15 protein-coding genes are annotated in these 17,414 nt (G+C 71.1%); 5 read left to right on the top strand and 10 right to left on the bottom strand.

Annotation, left to right across the window (positions count from 1 at the left end):
• Positions 1-122 precede the first annotated feature (122 nt).
• The 8 genes from AB0G74_RS04565 to AB0G74_RS04530 form a co-directional block, all read right to left on the bottom strand.
• On the bottom strand, positions 123-959 hold the full coding sequence (locus tag AB0G74_RS04565; RefSeq protein WP_361140664.1) for a MurR/RpiR family transcriptional regulator: 837 nt from the start codon (positions 957-959) through the stop codon (positions 123-125).
• Positions 960-1,239: 280 nt separating this feature from the next.
• Entirely contained in the window at positions 1,240-1,827 is a 588-nt protein-coding gene (locus AB0G74_RS04560) for a hypothetical protein (protein WP_361140662.1), read from the bottom strand.
• Positions 1,828-2,257: 430 nt separating this feature from the next.
• On the bottom strand, positions 2,258-4,912 hold the full coding sequence (gene alaS / locus AB0G74_RS04555) for an alanine--tRNA ligase (protein ID WP_361140659.1): 2,655 nt from the start codon (positions 4,910-4,912) through the stop codon (positions 2,258-2,260).
• A gap of 240 nt (positions 4,913-5,152) precedes the next feature.
• The gene (locus AB0G74_RS04550) at positions 5,153-5,836 is read right to left on the bottom strand and encodes an HAD-IA family hydrolase (RefSeq protein ID WP_361140656.1); all 684 of its coding nucleotides are present in this window, start codon (positions 5,834-5,836) and stop codon (positions 5,153-5,155) included.
• Complete coding sequence (locus tag AB0G74_RS04545; protein ID WP_361140654.1) at positions 5,833-6,378, bottom strand: phosphoribosyltransferase family protein; 546 nt, start codon at positions 6,376-6,378, stop codon at positions 5,833-5,835. The genes AB0G74_RS04550 and AB0G74_RS04545 overlap by 4 nt, the downstream gene beginning before the upstream one ends.
• Positions 6,375-6,989, bottom strand: a complete 615-nt coding sequence (locus AB0G74_RS04540) for an LOG family protein (RefSeq protein WP_361140651.1) — start codon at positions 6,987-6,989, stop codon at positions 6,375-6,377. The genes AB0G74_RS04545 and AB0G74_RS04540 overlap by 4 nt, the downstream gene beginning before the upstream one ends.
• A complete protein-coding gene (locus AB0G74_RS04535; RefSeq protein ID WP_361140648.1) occupies positions 6,986-7,882 on the bottom strand; it encodes a hypothetical protein in 897 nt (298 codons plus the stop codon). Before AB0G74_RS04535 ends, AB0G74_RS04540 begins: the two co-directional genes overlap by 4 nt.
• 50 nt (positions 7,883-7,932) lie before the next feature.
• Positions 7,933-8,769, bottom strand: coding sequence for an aspartyl/asparaginyl beta-hydroxylase domain-containing protein (locus AB0G74_RS04530; RefSeq protein ID WP_361140646.1), 837 nt, complete (start codon positions 8,767-8,769; stop codon positions 7,933-7,935).
• A gap of 346 nt (positions 8,770-9,115) precedes the next feature.
• Here AB0G74_RS04530 and AB0G74_RS04525 point away from each other — a divergent pair, with 346 nt between their 5' ends.
• The 3 genes from AB0G74_RS04525 (at position 9,116) to AB0G74_RS04515 (ending at position 11,741) form a co-directional block, all read left to right on the top strand.
• A complete protein-coding gene (locus tag AB0G74_RS04525) occupies positions 9,116-10,693 on the top strand; it encodes a tetratricopeptide repeat protein (RefSeq protein ID WP_361140644.1) in 1,578 nt (525 codons plus the stop codon).
• Between the two features lie 18 nt (positions 10,694-10,711).
• Positions 10,712-11,062 carry an ASCH domain-containing protein gene (locus AB0G74_RS04520; protein ID WP_361140642.1) on the top strand — a complete coding sequence of 117 codons (351 nt, stop codon included), beginning with the start codon at positions 10,712-10,714 and terminating at the stop codon, positions 11,060-11,062.
• Between the two features lie 247 nt (positions 11,063-11,309).
• Complete coding sequence (locus AB0G74_RS04515; protein ID WP_361140639.1) at positions 11,310-11,741, top strand: hypothetical protein; 432 nt, start codon at positions 11,310-11,312, stop codon at positions 11,739-11,741.
• Positions 11,742-12,336: 595 nt separating this feature from the next.
• On the opposite strand, the gene AB0G74_RS04510 is transcribed toward AB0G74_RS04515, so the two are convergent.
• On the bottom strand, positions 12,337-13,737 hold the full coding sequence (locus tag AB0G74_RS04510) for a cystathionine beta-synthase (RefSeq protein WP_361140637.1): 1,401 nt from the start codon (positions 13,735-13,737) through the stop codon (positions 12,337-12,339).
• 264 nt (positions 13,738-14,001) lie between these two features.
• On the opposite strand from AB0G74_RS04510, the gene AB0G74_RS04505 reads away from it, so the two are divergent.
• Positions 14,002-15,141 (top strand): SGNH/GDSL hydrolase family protein, encoded by a 1,140-nt coding sequence (locus AB0G74_RS04505; protein WP_361140634.1) that lies wholly within the window; start codon positions 14,002-14,004, stop codon positions 15,139-15,141.
• 98 nt (positions 15,142-15,239) lie between these two features.
• Here the strand turns inward: AB0G74_RS04505 and AB0G74_RS04500 are convergent, their stop codons facing one another.
• Positions 15,240-15,704, bottom strand: a complete 465-nt coding sequence (locus AB0G74_RS04500; protein ID WP_361140631.1) for a hypothetical protein — start codon at positions 15,702-15,704, stop codon at positions 15,240-15,242.
• A gap of 397 nt (positions 15,705-16,101) precedes the next feature.
• Between AB0G74_RS04500 and AB0G74_RS04495 the strand changes: the two genes are divergently transcribed.
• Complete coding sequence (locus AB0G74_RS04495; protein ID WP_361140628.1) at positions 16,102-17,322, top strand: acetyl-CoA C-acetyltransferase; 1,221 nt, start codon at positions 16,102-16,104, stop codon at positions 17,320-17,322.
• Positions 17,323-17,414 lie beyond the last annotated feature (92 nt).

The raw sequence follows: 17,414 nt of genomic DNA, 5'->3' as shown, positions 1-17,414 counted from the left end.
CTTCCGCGTACCGGTCATCGATGACGTCCCCGTCCCGGGCAGGTTAGCGGCGTTTTCTGAGCGCCGTCTGAGAACGGCACCACCTGTGGACAACCGCCGCCCGGCCCCCGCGCAGCCGCCCGCTACTCGGCGAACAGCCCCCTGGCCACGGCCCTCGCGTCGAACTCCTCGAGCCGTGCCTGCGCGTCCGGCAGTTCGTCGCACATGGCCTCCAGCAGTACCCGGCCCAGCAGCATCGGCGCGCACGCGGTGTCGAAGGAGAGCCCGGTGCCCACGGCGGCGGGGATCAGCAGATCGCTCGCGGCGGCGACCGGCGCGAAGGCGGAGTCGGCGACGGTGATCACGGTCAGCCCGGCGTCCCTGGCCCAGCCGAGGGCTTCGACGACCTCACGGGGGTGCCGGGGCAGGGCGAAGCAGAGCAGGGCGGTGGCACCGGAGTGCCGGGCGTCGTCGATCCGGTCGGCGAGCAGGCTGCCGCCCTCGTCGAGGAGGCGGACGTCGGGGTGGACCTTGCCCGCGAAATAGGCGAAGCCGCGCGCCTGCGCGGCGGCGGCCCGCAGCCCGAGTACGGGCAGCGGCCGGGAGGCGGCGAGCAGCCGGGCCGCGCGGATCACCGGCGCGGGGTCGGCGAGGATTTCGCCGAGCCGCCGCAGATTCTCGATCTCGGCCCCGACGGCCTGCTGGTATTCGTTGAGGTCGGCTCCGGCGGGTGCGTCGCCGGGCGGGACGACTTCCCGCAGATGGCGGCGGAGCGCCGGGTAGCCGTCGAAGCCGAGGGCGACGGCGAACCGGGTGACCGAGGGCTGGCTGACCCCGGCGACCTGGGCCAGCTCGACGCTCGACAGAAAGGGCACGTCGGCGGCGCGGCGCACCATGCTGTGCGCGATCCGCCGCTGGGTGGGGGTGAGCCGGTGCCCCTCGAAGAGCTGTTGCAGCCGCGCGGCGGGGCTGTCCGTCATGCCTGGTCCTCCTGCTGCCGCTCGGGCGCCACGCCCGGACGCGAGCGGTGGGCGCCGGGACTCCCCACCCTATTCAGCCACCCGGGACTCTGCATGACTATATGCAGACTGTCCGGTTCCGGCCGGTGCGACGGAAATCGCCGAAGGCGACGGCAGGAGGTTGCCGCGGATACGCGGCCGCCTTCCGATGATGTGGTTCGGACGGCGGCACCTCGGGCATGGCCCTACAGCTGACTGACCGGTCGGCGCCGGTTCGCTCCCGTTCGCCCCGGCGGACCCGTCACACCCTGGACGCACCCTGGTCGATTCCCGCCTCCCACTCCTGACGGTCGGGCTGCGGCAGCGCCTCGACACGGTCGATCAGCACCGGCAGCGCCTCGCTCAGGGCTGTGGTGGCGAGGTTCAGGATGTAGACACCATCGCCGCGGTAGGGGCGAAACCCCAGACTTGTCCACGTGCGTTGCAGGGCGCTGACGGCGCGGTCACGGGCGGCGGCGTCCTCAAGTCCGGCCCGGTCCAGCGGGGACGGGTAGCAGGCGGCCCCACGGGCGCCGGCCCCCAGCCGTGCGATGGCCTTGCCCGCCAGCACCGCTCCGACGCCGAACCCCCGCCACGGACGCTCCAACTGCGCGGAGTTGAGCAGGAGCATGCCCGACCCGAACGGCTCGGCGTACTCGTCCAAGTCGTCTCGGAAGTGCCCGGTAGCCGGGTTCAGGATCGACTCGGCGATCACGCCGACGTCGCCGTCGGAACCGTCGAGAACGCCGAACAGGTCGCGGGTGGCATAGGGGTCGGCGCGGTAGAACTCGAAGCCGCCGACGTGCTCTACGTTACGTTCGGCTTCCCAGTCGTACAGGTCGGCGGCCACGTGCCAGATCTCCGGCTCGTCCGCGCCGGTGTCCCACCAGCCCTGCTCCTGTAGGTGAGACGGATCGAGCTGACCGGGCCGGGCAGCGCCCGGGCCTCAGGGGACGTCACGCGTGCGCCTCCAGGACCCGGAGGGCCACCGGCTCCGGCGAGTCGGCGATCCTCCGCAACAGGTCACGTTCATCGGTACTCAGGGCCATGCACTCCACGCTACGGCAGCCCACCGACAGATCTGTCGGATGATGATGACCTACGCCCTGTGCTGGGAGCCGGGGGAATGTGGCGTGCCCCTCCCCAACATCCCCTGGAGAGGACCACGCCACTATCCGTTGCTCAGGTGATCAGTCAAGTACGTCGAAGTCGATGGCACCGGACTTCACCGTGCTGGTGAAGGTGAAGTCCGATGGAAGTTCACGGGCGGCGCGTGTATGTCACTGGGTCAGGAGAGCGGTGGCGTCCTCCGTGGCGGCGGTGAGGGCCTGGTCGAGGTATTCGGGGCGGCGTCCGCCCGCGCTGGCGAGGGCGCCGGTGCCGCCGCCTCCGCCGCCGACGGTCTTCGCGGCGCGAGCGATGACCTGGGAGGCTTGGATGCCGCGGCCGAGCAGGTGAGGTGTGATGGCCGCGACGAGCAGAGCCTTGCCGGAATGCTCCAGAGCCAGAATCACGGCCGTGGGGCCGGAGGGCAGCTGGGCCAGGGTTTCGGAGGCCAGCTGCCGCAGCTCGTCCGGCGTGACGCCGGTGACCCTCTGGGCGACGAGCTGTCCGCCATCGGCGGGGCGGACTGTACCGGCAAGCTGTACGGCCTGGGAGCGCAGTTCGGCGGCCCGCAGTTGTCCCAGCTCGGCCTGGGCGGCGGCGAGGACTTCCAGCCGCTGGTTCAAGGCCCCGGGGGCGTCGGCGGGGCGGGTGCCGAGGAGGCTGGCGAGTTCGTTCAGCAGGCGCCGTTCGGTGCCCTGGTGGCGGAGGGTGCCGTGGCCGGTGAGGGCTTCGACGCGGCGGAGGTTGGAGCCGATCGAGGATTCGGACAGGAGGCGGAAGGCGCCGACCTGGGAGCCGTGGGCGACGTGGGTGCCGCCGCAGAGCTCGCGGGAGAAGTCGCCGATGTCGACGATGCGGATGGTGTCACCGTACTTCTCTCCGAACAGGGCGATGGCACCGGCGGCCTCGGCTTCGGCGCGGTCGGCGTACCAGGCCCGCACGGCCGGGTCGTCGAGGACGTGGCCGTTGACGGCCTGCTCGATCTGGTGGAGCTGGTCGGGGGTGAGGGCGGTGAAGTGGGCGAAGTCGAAGCGGAGCCGGTCGGGCTCGACGAGGGAGCCCTGCTGGCGGGCGTGCTCGCCGAGGGTGGCCATGACGACGGCATGCAGGATGTGGGTGGCGGAGTGTGACCGCATCAGGCCGGCCCGGCGTTCGGCGTCCACGACGGCTTCGCCGCTGGCCCCGGTGGTCAGCTCGCCTTCGATCACGCGGGCGGTGTGGACGCGGAAGCCTTCCAGGCCGTAGCGGGTGTCGGTGATCTGCAGGCGGGTGCCGTCGGTGAGATCCAAGGTGCCGGTGTCGCCGATCTGGCCGCCGGCCTCGGCGTAGAAAGGCGAGCGGTCCAGCACGAGCTCGGCCTCGGTTCCTTGCCCGGCGGCGGTGACGACGGTGCCACCGGAGATGAGGCCGGTGACGGTGGCCTCCGCTGTCAGGTGCTCGTAGCCGAGGAACTCGGTCCTGGGCAGGCGCGCGGCCAGCTCGCGGTAGGTGTCCATCTTCCTTAGGGCCTCGGCGGTCTTGGCCTTGCCTCCGTCCTTCGCGCGCTTCCTCTGCTCGTTCAGGAGCGCCGCGAAGCGATCCTCGTCGACGGTCAGCCCGGCGTCGCGGGCGGCCTCGACGGTCAGCTCCAGAGGGAATCCGTAGGTGTCGGCGAGCTCGAACGCGGTCTCGCCGGGCAGGGCGGCCGAGCCGCTGTGCCGGGTGCGGCTGATCGCGGCGTCCAGCAGCCTCGTGCCCTGGGCGAGGGTGCGGGTGAAGGACCCTTCCTCAGCGGTGACGACCTGCTCGATCAGCGCTGCCTGTGTGGTCAGCTCTGGCCAGACGCTGCCGAGGTTGCCGATCACCGAGGCGGTGGCGGCGGGCAGGACTGGGCCGTCGATGCCGAGCAGACGCGCGTGGCGGATCGCGCGGCGCATCAGGCGCCGCAGGACGTAGCCGCGGCCGTCCTTGGCGGGCAGGACGCCGTCGGCGATCAGGAAGGCGATGGAGCGGGCGTGCTCGGTGACGACCTGGAAGGACACCTTCTCCTCGCCCTCGTCCGGGCAGGCCCGTCCGGCGAGGTCCTGGACGGTGTGGAAGGTGGGCAGGAGCAGGTCGGTGGTGCAGACGTTCGGGGCGTCCTGAAGGATGGCGGCGAGCCGGTCCAGGCCGAGGCCGGTGTCGACGCCCTTGCGGGCGAGCTCGCCGAGCACGGGGAAGTTGCCCTTCTTGTCTCCTTCGCCGCGCTGGAACTGCATGAAGACCAGGTTCCAGATCTCGACGTAGCGTTCGCCGTCGACAGCGGGGCCGCCCTCCTTGCCGAAGGCGGGGCCGCGATCGTAGTTGACCTCCGAGCACGGTCCGCAGGGGCCGGGGACGCCCATGGACCAGTAGTTGTCCTCCATGCCCAGGCGCTGGATGCGGGAGGCGGGGACGCCGATGCGGCGCCAGATGTGCTCGGCCTCGTCGTCGTTCTCGAAGACGGTGATCCAGAGCTTGTCCTTCTCCAGCCCGTACCCCTGGGTCAGCAGCTCCCAGGCGAAGGCGATGGCGTCCTCCTTGAAGTAGTCGCCGAAGGAGAAGTTGCCCATCATCTCGAAGAACGTCGCGTGCCGGTTGGTACGGCCGACGTTGTCGATGTCGGAGGTGCGGGCGCACTTCTGGATGCTGGTCGCGCGGGGGAAGGGTGGGGTGGTCTCACCCAGGAAGTAGGGCTTGAACTGGTTCATCCCGGCATTGGCAAGCAGCAGGGTCGGGTCGTCCGGGACCAGCGGGCTGGAGGGGACCGGCTGATGGCCGCGGGAGGTGAAGTAGTCGGTGAAGGTCTGACGGATCTGCGTCGAGCGCATGGCTGGATGGCCTCACGGAGGAGTCACGGAAGGTGGGAGGGGAGATCACACGCCGAGCCGGGCCGAGAACTAGGGACTGAGAGGGTTCTCAGTTCTCCGGCTCGACGCGGATAGCTCGCGCCCCCATGGGCCGCACCTTGACTCCAGATCCGTTGATCACATCGGTGGTGCAGCAGATCACCAGAGGTGCTGTCCTGTCTGCTGCTCCAACGACTGTAGCGGGTCGGGAGTCAAGGTCGCTCAGCGTGTGCGTGTCGTCGCCGTGAGCCCGGTCCTCGGGCAGGACGTGAAGTCAAGCAGGCCGGGCCCGATCCGGATCGGATCGTCCAGGACAGCGGCGGCCCCGGCCGCCTTGAGGGCGGCGGGTCCGGCATAGCCCCACGCGGCCCCGAGCGGGGTGATGCCTGCGGCGCGGGCGGCGGCGATGTCCCCGACGGTGTCGCCGAGGAACGCCGTCTCGAACGGGTCGGCACCGAGCTTGCCCAGGGCGAGCAGGAGCCCGTCCGGGGCGGGTTTGGCCTCGGCGTCTTCCCGGCAGACGGTCACGTCCAGCAGTGCCAGGACGGCACGGGCCAGCAGCCAGGGCAGCCGGGTGCGGGTCTGCAGGGTGACCAGGCCCGTCGCGATCCCGGCGTCCTTGATCGCCGTCAGCCCTTCCAGCACCCCGGGGAACAGGGTGGTACCGGTACCGGTGGCGGTGGCCAGGGCCGGGTCCCACCAGAGCGCGCAGAGCTCGTCCGCCTCGGCTACGCCGAGTCCGGTCAGGACCTCCACTCGCGGGTTGGTGAGTGCGTCCGGTGGCAGGTCGGCGGCGGTGACGCGGCGCCCGAGGGCGGCGGTAGCGATCCCGGCGAGGGTGGCCAGCGTCGCGTGGCGGCTGTCCAGCAGGACCCCGTCCATGTCGAACAGCACCGCCCCCGTCACGACGCCGCCCCCTTGGCGGTGGGCAGGTCGGCCTCGGTCAGCAGCGGGTGGAGGGCGACACCGTGCTCGTCCAGCAGCAGTCGTCCGCCGAGCGGACGTTCCAGTACGCACAGCGCGTGGGTGACCGGAGCTCCGGCGACCCGCAGTATGCGGGTCATGGCCAGCAGCTGGCCGCCGGAGCGGACCACGTCGTCGACCAGGACGACCCGCCGCCCGGTGACGTCGGCGCCCTCGATCTGCCGCTTGGAGCCGTAACGCTTGGACAGCCGCCTGAGGAACGCGGCCGGTAGCCCGGTCACGGCCGACAGGGCGATGACCAGAGGGACACCGCCGAGCTCGATCCCGGCCAGTACCTCGGCGTCCCCGGGGACGAGGGCGGCCATCGCGTCGGCGACGTCGTGCAGCAACTGCGGGTGGGCGGCCAGGCGGTACTCGTCGAAGTACGTGTCCAGTACCTGTCCGTCGGCCAGAGTGAATGTGTCGGCGACGCAGGCCGTCTCGGCTACCCGGGCCGCCAGGGTGGCGGTGGTGGTGGCGGTCATGCTCCGGCCTCCTTCTCGGCTGTCAAGGAGTGGAGCTGGGTGGCGAACGCGGCCGCCGACGCGATCGGGCTGATGAAGCCAAGCGGCCGGGTGGGCGTCTCGAACAGCCACTTCTCGCGCCGCAGGAAGGCCAGCAGCTTCAGTGCGGTGGGACCGGTGATCCAGACGGGAACGGATCGGATGTTGCCCGCGTAGTAGAGGGCGGCGGTCAGCTCGTGCAGGGTGCCGACCCCGCCACCCATCGCGACCACCAGGTCCGCCGAGTCGAGGTAGTGGTTGAGGCGGGCGCCGATGTCGGGCAGGTGAACCTCGTCGGTGACGTACGGGTTGAAGTCGCCCCACTGAGTGTGCTTGTCGGCGAGGGTGACACCGGTGACCGTGCCGCCCTTGGCCGCGGCACCTTGGGCGGCGGCTTCCATCAGCCCGTTGTAGCCGCCGTGCAGCAGCGCGAACCCGGCCCCGGCCAGGGCCGTGCCGACCTCTTCGGCGAGGCGTTCCTCGCCCGGGGAGGCGGGGACCACGCCTCCGAAGAACACCGCCGTCTTCTGCGGGCCTCGGGCCCCGTCCCGGCCGGTGGCCGGGGCGGGGAGGCGGCTGGCCCGGGGCTTCACGCCAGCTCCAAGTAGGTGCGGTAGGCGGTGATCGCGTCCGCCAGGCCGTCCAGGGCGTTCGGGCAGGCCCTCGTCGTCAGCGCGATCACCCGGTCCAGGGCGTCGTTGACATCGGCGGCGTCCGGGACGGCCGGGGAGGTGATCGCGGCGTCCAGGTCGGCCAGGCAGGCCCGGCCGATCGGGGTGAGCGCGAGCTCCTCACGCAGTTGGTACCACCCCCAGAACCGCGACGTCGGCGCGAGCGCGGTCTTGATCAGGTCCTTCGTCGCGGTGTGCAGCAGGTGCCACTCGGCGTAGGCGACGAACCGCTGCCCGCGCTGGACGCGCTTGTGCAGCAGCACCGCCAGCACCAGATGCTCGATCAGCAGCTCGGTGCACGAACGCGGCCGGGCCGTCAGCTCGGCCACGTGGGTCCGGGCCTGCTCGATCTGGGGGGTGGTGATCTTTTCCGGGGGGCGCTGAAGCAGCATCTTGCCGCCCACCTCGCGCCGCAGGGCGGTGATCCGGGAGGTGGGCGCGATGTAGAGGTCGACCTGCTGGAGCTTGCCCTCGTGCTGGACGAGGAAGACGAACCCGATGCCGCCGAGGTCCGCGACGATGGTGTCGCGCCAGCCGGGCAACAGGGCTCCGGCCGCGATCGTCATCAGGTCGTTCAGGGCCGAGGTGAAGGCGGGCAGGTCGCGGTCGTGGACGCCGACGACGAAGTCGACGTCCGAGAGGCGGTCGGCGGTGCCGGAAGCGAGCGAGCCGCGTACCAACAGGTGGGTGACGGCCGGGGAGGCCGACAGGAGGCCGGCGATGCGGGTCAGCAGCGGCAGCTGGGCGGGCCGGTTGGCCTCGGTGAGTTCGGCCAGGTGCAGTTCGGCCGGGGCCGAGGACAGTGCGGTGGGCATGAGCGGGAGTCCTTCCGGGCTGGTGGTGGCGCGGACAGGTGCGGGCCGGGTCACGGGACGAGGGCGAGGAGCCTGGACTTCGCGGCCGTCCAGCGGCGGTTGGCCTCGCTGTCGCCGAGCGCGGTGTGCAGGCCGGCGATCAGGTCGTAGGCGGTGCCCTCGGGGAGGGCGTAGGAGTAGAACAGCCGCAGCAGCAGTTGTTCGGCGGCCTCCACGTACCCGAGGTCGGCCAGGCGCCGGGCGGCGGCGATCCGCTCGGCCAGCTCCGCTTCCGACGCGGACGGCAGACGCTCTGCCTTGGTCGGCTCGTCCGCGTTCTTGGCGAGGCGGGCGTAGGCGTCATCGGCGTAGACGTCCGCGATCAGGTGGATCCGGTCCGGGCCGAGCAGGTTGCAGACCCCGTGCGCGTAGGTCGGGGTCAGCCGCCAGATCCGACCACCGTCCATGTGGACCTTGGTGCCGCCGGTGACCAGGAACGCGGAGGAGTTGGTGTGCAGCGGGATGTGCAGACGATGGCGTTCGACCTGGTCGAGCTCGTCGTAGTCACGGTGTTCCCACAGGAACGCGTTCGGCTCCAGCCGGGCGAGCCGCACCCACATGTAGTTCAGGCCCAGTTCAGTCAGCAGGCCGGCGGTGGCGGGCATGTGCTCCAGCAGGGCGGTGGGGCGGGCGGCGCCGTCGGCGATCCTGACGTCGGCGGCGTCGCCGGAGGCGTTCATCAGCGATGTGGTCCACCAGCCGCCGGACTGGAAATCGCCGTACTCGGCCTTCCAGGGCGCCGGGACCGTCAGGGCCTCGTGCCGCATTCGCTCGATCAGCGAACCGTCCAGACGGTCGAGCCGGACGATCTGCCCGGACAGAGCAGCGGTCGGTTGTGCGTCTTCCATGGAATCCCTCTCGGTCTTTCGCCCCGGGCCGGGGCCTGGGGCATGCGGACGGGGTGGAGGGCGCGGCGCGTCCGGCCGGATGCCCCTGACGCAACCGCCGAAGGGAAGTCGGCCGATGCCGAAGGGTCCGTCGGCCGGACGCGGCGCCGGGATTCAGAGTGATCTGCTTGCGTCGTCGCGGGTAGTGAGAGGTAACCGCCCCTCGTGGGCGGTACGGCCGCACCCTGCGGGCGGCGAACCCGCCTTCGCCAGGTGGTTTGATCCCCTGCCGGGGCAGGCAAGCAACCGATGGCCGGCACAGGCGGCGCAACCTGCGCCCGCATCGTGCTCGCGGGGGAGGCGACCAGTGAAATCCCAGGCGAAGCCGCAGACCCGAGTGATCCACGACATCTCGTGCGGCAAAGCCTTACGTGAACGGGCCCTGGGTGAGGCCGGCTCCCCCGACCCGGTGCCGCAGGTCCTCATCGCGCGGATCGCGGCCCAGATCGAGGACCACTGCGGTCACCGCCGCCTCAAGTGCCGCCGCCTCGCGATGGGGTGGACCGTCGTCCAGGCCGTCGCCGCCGCCCACCGGTTCGTCGAGGACGAGAACCTGGCCAAGATGGGGCTGTCCGAACGGTCCTGGAAAGACTGGGAGGCCGGCGGCCTGCCCAGCCCCGACTACCAGGACCTGCTGTGCCGCCTGCTGGCCACCAACCCCGTCGAGCTGGGCTTCGCCCGCGACTACTCCCCTGCCCCTGCCCAGGACGATGCCGATCCGCTTGGGAACGGGGACGGCCCGAATGGAACACTTCTCCAAGGGACAGCGGTCGGCACAGGTGCCGGTCCGCAGACCGGCACGGAGGTGGGGACGACGAAGCGTCGAGACGCGGTCAAGCTCGCCGGACTGGCCGTGGCCTCCCCGGCCGCCGCAGCTCAGATCCTCCAGCAGGCCGCAGCCGAGGCCATGGAGTTCACCCGGCAGGCCGAGGCGACCTCACTCGGCTCGGGAACCCTGGACCACCTCGACCTCGCGGTCACCGAGTTCAACCGGGCGTACTCACTCAAGCCGCCCCGGGCCGTCTTCGACGCGGTGATGGACTACCGACGCAAGGTCGACGCCCTCCTCAAAGGCCGTCACACCCACCGCCAGGAACGTGAACTGCTGGCGTTCGCCGGCTGGCTGTCCGAGCTCTTGGCGTGGCTCGCCCATGACCTCGGCGACGCCCGTACCGGCCTGGCGTTCGCGACCGACGCCTTCGTCCACGGCCAGCAGGCCGGACACGGCCAGCTGTGCGCGTGGGCCATGGACGCCTCGGCTTCCATCAACCTGTACGAGCAACGGCCCGGCAAGGCCCGCGACGCCGCCCTCAAGGGCCTCATCGAGGCCCCGGCCACCCATCCGCTGACCGTACGCCTGCACGCCCAGGCCGCCCGCGCGGCCGCCGCCGACGGCGACACGGACGGCTTCACCACCGCCTACCGGGCAGCCCAGAACGCCCACGGGCTCCTGCCGCCCCGCTCGCCCCGCCGCTTCGGCATGGACGTACTGCCGCTGGCCGACTACGCCCTCACCTCCTACCCGGCGACCTCGTTCATCTGGCTCGGCCAGGCCGAAGAAGCCCGCCGACACGCCGAACAAGCCCTGGCAACCTACAAGGCTGCCCCTGCTGCATCGAGGTCCCCCAGCCGGGAGGCCATCGCCCGCATCGACATGGCCCTCGCCCATGCTCTCCTCGGCGACCCCGACGACGCCGTCGCCCTCGGCCACCAGGCCCTCGACTCCGCCCGCGTCGTCGACTCCGTACGCCACCGGGCCGGCGACCTCACCTCGTACCTCACCCGCCACTACCCCCGCCAGGCAGCAGTCGAGGGTCTGTCCGAACGGCTGGCCACCATCGACGCGGCCGCCCGCCCTGCCCTGTCCGCAACTACCAGAGCCTGAGCCCGAAGGAGACGCGACATGACCGGCGACCAGCAGAGGGCCGAGCACTCCCTCAGCATCCGCAAGCCGTACTTCGACCTGATCGCCTCCGGCGCGAAGACCATCGAGGTCCGCGTGGGCTACCCCAAGATCCGCAAAATGGCCGCCGGGGACACCCTGACCATCGCCTGCGCGGACGAGAAGCTGACCACCCGCATCACCGCTATCCGGAAGTACGGCTCGTTCGCCGCGATGCTGGACGCCGAAGACCCCGCCGCGATCGGCGGACCGGACATGGCCCACGACCAGCTCGTCGCCGCGATCCGTGACATCTACCCGCCCGAGAAGGAAGCCCTCGGCGCCTTCGCTCTCCACCTCACCCTCGTGTAGGCGAGTGTTCGGGTCGTACATCCGCACTTCCTCAAGAAGGGACATATCGGTGCACGGTGTCGCCTACACCATCGCGTGCGGAGTCAACCGTCCATAGCGGCGTTCCTCAAAGCAACAGCGGCCAGGTCAGACGCGTGTCACGTCTCATCTTCAGCAGCGGCTCTCCATCGCCCCCCGGGTTTCCTGAGGGGAAGTCCGGGGGTTACCCCCACTGACGTGGCGCGTTCCGGCCCGTAGCGTTGCCGGTATGGAAGCCCGCGACCCTGAGCTCAGAAAAGAACTCGACGCGACCCTGCACGCGCGCCGCGAACTGGGTGAGGAGTACGAGTCCGCACTCGTCGACTCCTTCCTGGAGAAGGTGGAGCAGCGCGTGGACGGCACGGTCGACCGTCGGGTCCGCCGTCAGCTGGCCGAGCAGCAGATGGTGGTGGCCCGGGGTGCCCGACCCGCTCAGCCGGAGGACTCGAACTTCGGCGAGCGGTTCGGGTTCGGGATCCTGTCGATGATCCTGGCCGTGCCGCTGACCGCGATCGGCGTGGTCAACGCCGGCTTCAAGGGCCTGTTGGTGACCTGGCTCGGCATCGTCGGGGTGAATTTCGTCCATGCGGTCCGGGGCCAGGGGTTCTTCGCCCGGGTCCGGCGCCGTAAGTCGGAGCAGGACTCCGACTGGGAGGTGTGAGGGCCGGGGCCGGGCCGGGTGAGCGCCGGCCCGGCCCCGCGTCCGGCCGGTCCCGCCCCTTCCGGGGCCGTCCGGGACGTTCGGGATATCCGATACTTCCGGGCCGCGCGTTGGTGAGCCGCGCGGCCCGGGACCCGTTGTGCCGTCGCGCGCCGGTGGGTCGATGAGCCGGTACGCCGTACGGGCTCCCGCCACCGGGCGTAGGGGTGAGACGCGGGGACCGCCACCTCCGGACCGCCGGTCCGGAGACGGGACGTCGGCGGTCCCCGCGTGGGACGCGTACGACCCGGTCCGTCACCGGCCGGTCGCCGCCGCGTCCTGGCGTCTTCGGGTCCGGGAGCCGCTCCGGAGGATCCAAGACGCCGGCTGGGTGTCGGCGGGACCGTGCCCCTGGCCGGGGCCCCGCCGACGACCTCTACTCTCCCCGCACCGTGTTAAGCCGGTGCTGCGGCTGTGTGAAACCCGCGTTCCGTCCCTGTGAACCGCCCCGGGGTACGTATCGCGGGCGCGGCGACCGGCCACCGGGCGGCGGGTGGGGGCACCGCGCCGGGCACCGCCTCGGCGGACCCGCGGAGCCCCGTCCCGCCCGCGCGGGCTACTTCGCGCCCGACGCCAGGAACGACAGCAGGTCCTGGCGGCTGACGACGCCCGTGGGCTTCCCCTCCACCAGGACGATCGCCGCGTCCGCCGCGCTCGCGGTGTCGCCGAGTACGGCCATCAGGTCGGCGACCGGCTCGCCCGAGCCGACCTGCGGCAGGGGTGCGCTCATATGCTTCTCCAGCGGGTCGCCGAGGGTGGCGCGCCCGGTGTAGAGCGCGCCGAGCAGTTCCCGCTCGACCACGGAGCCGATGACCTCGGCGGCCATCACATCGGGGTGCCCGGCGCCCGGCTTGACGATCGGCATCTGGGAGACGCCGTACTCCCGCAGGACGTCGATCGCCTCGCCGACGGTCTCCTCCGGGTGCATATGGACCAGGCTGGGGATCTTCCCGCGTTCCTTGTGCCGGAGTACGTCGCCGACGGAGGCGGCGGGCCCGGCTTCCTCCAGGAAACCGTAGTCCGCCATCCATTCGTCGTTGAAGATCTTCGAGAGGTAGCCGCGCCCGCTGTCGGGCAGCAGGACGACCACGACGTCGTCGGGGCCGAGCCCTTCCGCGACCTTGAGCGCCGCGACGACGGCCATTCCGCAGGAGCCACCGACCAGCAGCCCCTCCTCCTTGGCGAGGCGGCGGGTCATCTGGAAGGAGTCCTTGTCCGAGACGGCGACGATCTCGTCCGTCACGGAGGCGTCGTACGCGGTCGGCCAGAAGTCCTCGCCGACGCCCTCGACCAGGTAGGGGCGGCCGGAGCCGCCGCTGTAGACGGAGCCCTCGGGGTCGGCGCCGACGATCCGCACCCGGCCGTCGCTGACCTCCTTGAGGTAGCGGCCGGTGCCGGAGATCGTGCCGCCGGTACCGACGCCCGCGACGAAGTGGGTGATCTTCCCGTCGGTCTGGTCCCACAGTTCGGGACCGGTGGTCTCGTAGTGCGAGCGGGGATTGTTCGGATTGGAGTACTGGTCGGGCTTCCAGGCACCCGGGGTCTCCCGGACCAGCCGGTCGGAGACGTTGTAGTACGAGTCCGGGTGCTCGGGGTCGACGGCCGTGGGGCAGACGACGACCTCGGCACCGTAGGCCCGCAGTACGTTGATCTTGTCGGTGGACACCTTGTCCGGGCAGACGAAGATGCACTTGTAGCCCTTGCGCTGGGCCACGATCGCCAGTCCGACCCCGGTATTGCCGCTGGTCGGCTCCACGATCGTGCCTCCGGGGAGCAGCGCGCCGCTCTCCTCCGCCGCCTCGATCATGCGCACGGCGATCCGGTCCTTCACCGAGCCGCCGGGGTTGAAGTACTCGACCTTGGCCAGGACGGTCGCCTGGATCCCCTCGGTCACATGGTTCAGCTTCACCAATGGGGTATTGCCGACCAGGCTGATCATCGAGTCGTAAAAGCGCACAATTGTTCTCCGGGATCTCCGTCTGAAAGGTGCCGGTTCCGATGGTCTCGGTCCTGCTGCCGCGGTGGTGAGGCGGGGCCTCGATGGTTGCGAGGGTCGCACGGAAGGTGCGGGAGGTACGAAAGACGCGAGAGGTGCGGGAGGGTGCCGGGCGGTCCGGGGAGGGTGCGGTAAAGCGTATGCGCACCGGCCTGTGATTGGGCGATACCGGTTACCGGGCAGTTAGGTCTTGACGACAGGAGGTGGGCGGTGTCGGGAGCGAGAGTGGCACGGCGCATCGCCGCGGGCGCGGCCTACGGCGGTGGCGGCATCGGCCTGGCCGGGGTGGCCGCCCTGGGGCTGGTACTGGCGGAGGTCCAGTTGGCGAAGCGGTCCGTCGGTGGCGGGATCGCGCCCCTGCCGCCGCGCGGCGACGGACTGTACGGGCTGGCGTTCGGCCGGACCGGGCCGCTGTTCCTGGGGGTGCTCGGGGACTCCACGGCCGCCGGTCAGGGCGTGCGCCGGGCCGGGCAGACCCCGGCGGCGCTGCTCGCCTCCGGTCTCGCGGCGGTCGCCGAGCGCCCGGTGGACGTGGTCAATGTCGCCCTTTCGGGTGCGCGCTCCGACGATCTCGACCGGCAGGTGACGCTGCTGCTGTCGGACACCTCTCGGCTGCCCGACGTCTGCGTGATCATGATCGGGGCGAATGACGTCACCCACCGGATGCCGCCCACCGAGTCCGTCCGCCATCTGGCGGCGGCGGTCCGCAGACTGCGTACGGCCGGGGCGGAGGTCGTCGTCGGCACCTGCCCCGACCTGGGCACGATCGAGCCGGTCTATCAGCCGCTGCGCTGGCTGGCCCGCCGGGTCTCGCGCCAGCTCGCGGCGGCGCAGACGATCGTCACGGTGGAGCAGGGCGGCCGGACGGTCTCCCTGGGCGATCTGCTGGGCCCGGAGTTCGCCGCGAACCCCCGCGAGATGTTCTCGGTCGACAACTATCACCCGTCGGCGGAGGGGTACGCGACCGCCGCGATGGCGATGCTCCCCACGCTCTGCGCGGCGCTCGGCCTCTGGCCGGAGCCGGACCGGCCGGACGCGGCCCGGGACGAGACCGTACTCCCGGTCGCCCAGGCGGCGGCCACCGCGGCGCGCGAGGCGGGTACCGAGGTCATCCCGTCCCGGGCCCCCTGGGCGCTGCTCAAGCACCGGCGGCGGCGCCGGCTCCCGGAGGAGCCTGACGGCGGGGAGAACTCGGAGCCCGGGGCGGCCCCGGAAACCGCCGACAGCGCCGGGCACCCGGGGAGCGTCCGGAGAGCCGGGGGATCGGCGGAGGGCACCGCGCCGGGGACCACCGGGGCACCGGATTCCCCGGACGGTTCCGGGCTTCCGGCACGTCAGCCGCGCTTTTGGGCGCACCGCCGCTGAGCGGCCGCCCGACGCCGGGAACCGCCCGAAACGGCCCGGTCCCCCACGCGGGACCGGGCCGGGCGTCCTTCCCGGCGCCGCCAGGACGCCGGAAAGGGTCAGATAGTGACCGCGTACTGGCCCGAGCAGGTCTCGTGCCCATTGCTGATATAGCCCACACAGACCTTCATCCAGGCCCTGGCGCCCTCGTCCGTGTGATTTTTGCTCACATGGTTCTCATATCCTTCGGCGTCATTTCCCTTGGTCGAAGCGGAATGCGCCCGGTCGACGAGATACGTCCTGACATAAATTCCGTCGGTCCGCTGGTTCCGGGAGATTACCGTGTCGCCCGGTAGGTTTTCGAGCGATACGGGGTTCTGCCGCCACTTGCCCCAGCCCAGCCGCACACCATTCCGCCGGGCCTCGACCTGGAGGCCGTTGACGTCGCTCATGGTGCTGAACGTGACCCCGGTGGGCGGCGCGGGCAGCGGCTCGGCCTGGGCGGTTCCCGTCCCCGTCAGCAAAGTGGTCGCCGCGATGGCGGCCGCACCGGCGAAAACCCCGAATCGATTACGCGTTGACATTAATTCACCCTCCATCGGTTCGGTGCGGCGGACCGCACCAATTCGACGGACAGCACATCCCATCACGCCGGGAGAGGCAACGGATCACGCGATATCACGAACCCGGGGAACGCGAAGCGGAAGGCAGCACGGGCGGCGGGGGGAAATCACCGCACCGATCGGCCCCGCACCGCTTTCCCGGCATCGGGCCGCGCACCGCCGCCCGGCGCGGTCGGCCGACGGCGGCCGAGGCGGGACAGCGGCCGGACGCACCGGTCGGCACAGCCGGGAGAGGACCGGGGACAACCGGCTGAGCGGTCGCTTAGAATTGAGGTGACCATCACACTCCGGCACCCGTGACCCCACTGCTACCTGACGGTAGCTTCCATCCAGTCGACCCCCTCCACCAGGAGCCGTGATGCCCGAAGCCGTCATCGTTTCCGCCGCCCGCAGCCCGATCGGCCGGGCCTTCAAGGGCTCTCTGAAGGATCTGAGGGCCGACGATCTGACCGCGACGATCATCCAGGCGGCCCTGGACAAGGTCCCCGGCCTGGACCCCGCCGAGATCGACGATCTGATGCTGGGCTGCGGTCTGCCCGGTGGCGAGCAGGGCTACAACCTGGCCCGGATCGTCGCCGTACGGATGGGCCTCGACCGGCTCCCCGGCTGTACGGTCACCCGCTACTGCTCCTCGTCCCTGCAGACTTCGCGGATGGCGCTGCACGCGATCAAGGCCGGTGAGGGCGATGTCTTCGTCTCGGCGGGCGTGGAGATGGTGTCGCGGTTCGCCAAGGGGTCGTCCGACGGCCTCCCGGACACCAAGAACCCGGTCTTCGCCGAGGCGGAGGCCCGGACTGCGAAGGTCGCCGAGGGCGGTGTCGACGCGTGGCGCGATCCGCGCGAGGACGGGCTGCTCCCCGACCCGTACATCGCGATGGGCCAGACCGCGGAGAACCTGGCGCGGCTGAAGGGCGTCACCCGGCGCGAGATGGACGAGTTCGGCGTACGGTCCCAGAACCTCGCCGAGGCGGCCATCGCGGCGGGCTTCTGGGAGCGCGAGATCACCCCGGTGACCACCCCCGACGGTACGGTCGTCAGCCGCGACGACGGCCCGCGCGCCGGGGTCACCCTGGAGGGCGTGGAGGGCCTGAAGCCGGTCTTCCGGCCGGACGGCCTGATCACCGCGGGAAACTGCTGCCCGCTGAACGACGGCGCGGCGGCCCTGGTGATCATGAGCGACACCAAGGCGCGTGAGCTGGGGCTGACCCCGCTGGCCCGGATCGTCTCCACCGGCGTCTCGGCGCTCTCCCCCGAGATCATGGGCTACGGCCCGGTCGAGGCGTCGAAGCAGGCCCTCGCGCGGGCCGGGCTGACCATCGGCGACATCGATCTGGTGGAGATCAACGAGGCGTTCGCGGCCCAGGTGATCCCGTCCTACCAGGATCTGGGCGTCGACCTGGAGAAGCTGAACGTCAACGGCGGCGCGATCGCGGTGGGCCACCCGTACGGCATGACGGGCGCGCGCATCACGGCCACGCTGATCAACAGCCTCCAGTTCCACGACAAGCAGTTCGCCCTGGAGACGATGTGCGTGGGCGGGGGCCAGGGCATGGCGATGGTCCTGGAGCGGCTCGGCTGAGCGGCAGTGGAGGGTAGGGGCCGTCCGAGGAACGAGGACGGCACCTGCCCGCAACGAACGCGAAGCCGAACGCGACCAAACAACACCCCACC

The sequence above is a fragment of the Streptomyces sp. NPDC020875 genome (genome assembly GCF_040641415.1).
In the GTDB taxonomy this organism is placed as follows: Bacteria; Actinomycetota; Actinomycetes; order Streptomycetales; family Streptomycetaceae; genus Streptomyces.
Note: the sequence above shows the minus strand (reverse complement) of the source record. Positions and strands in the feature narration are given on the sequence as shown.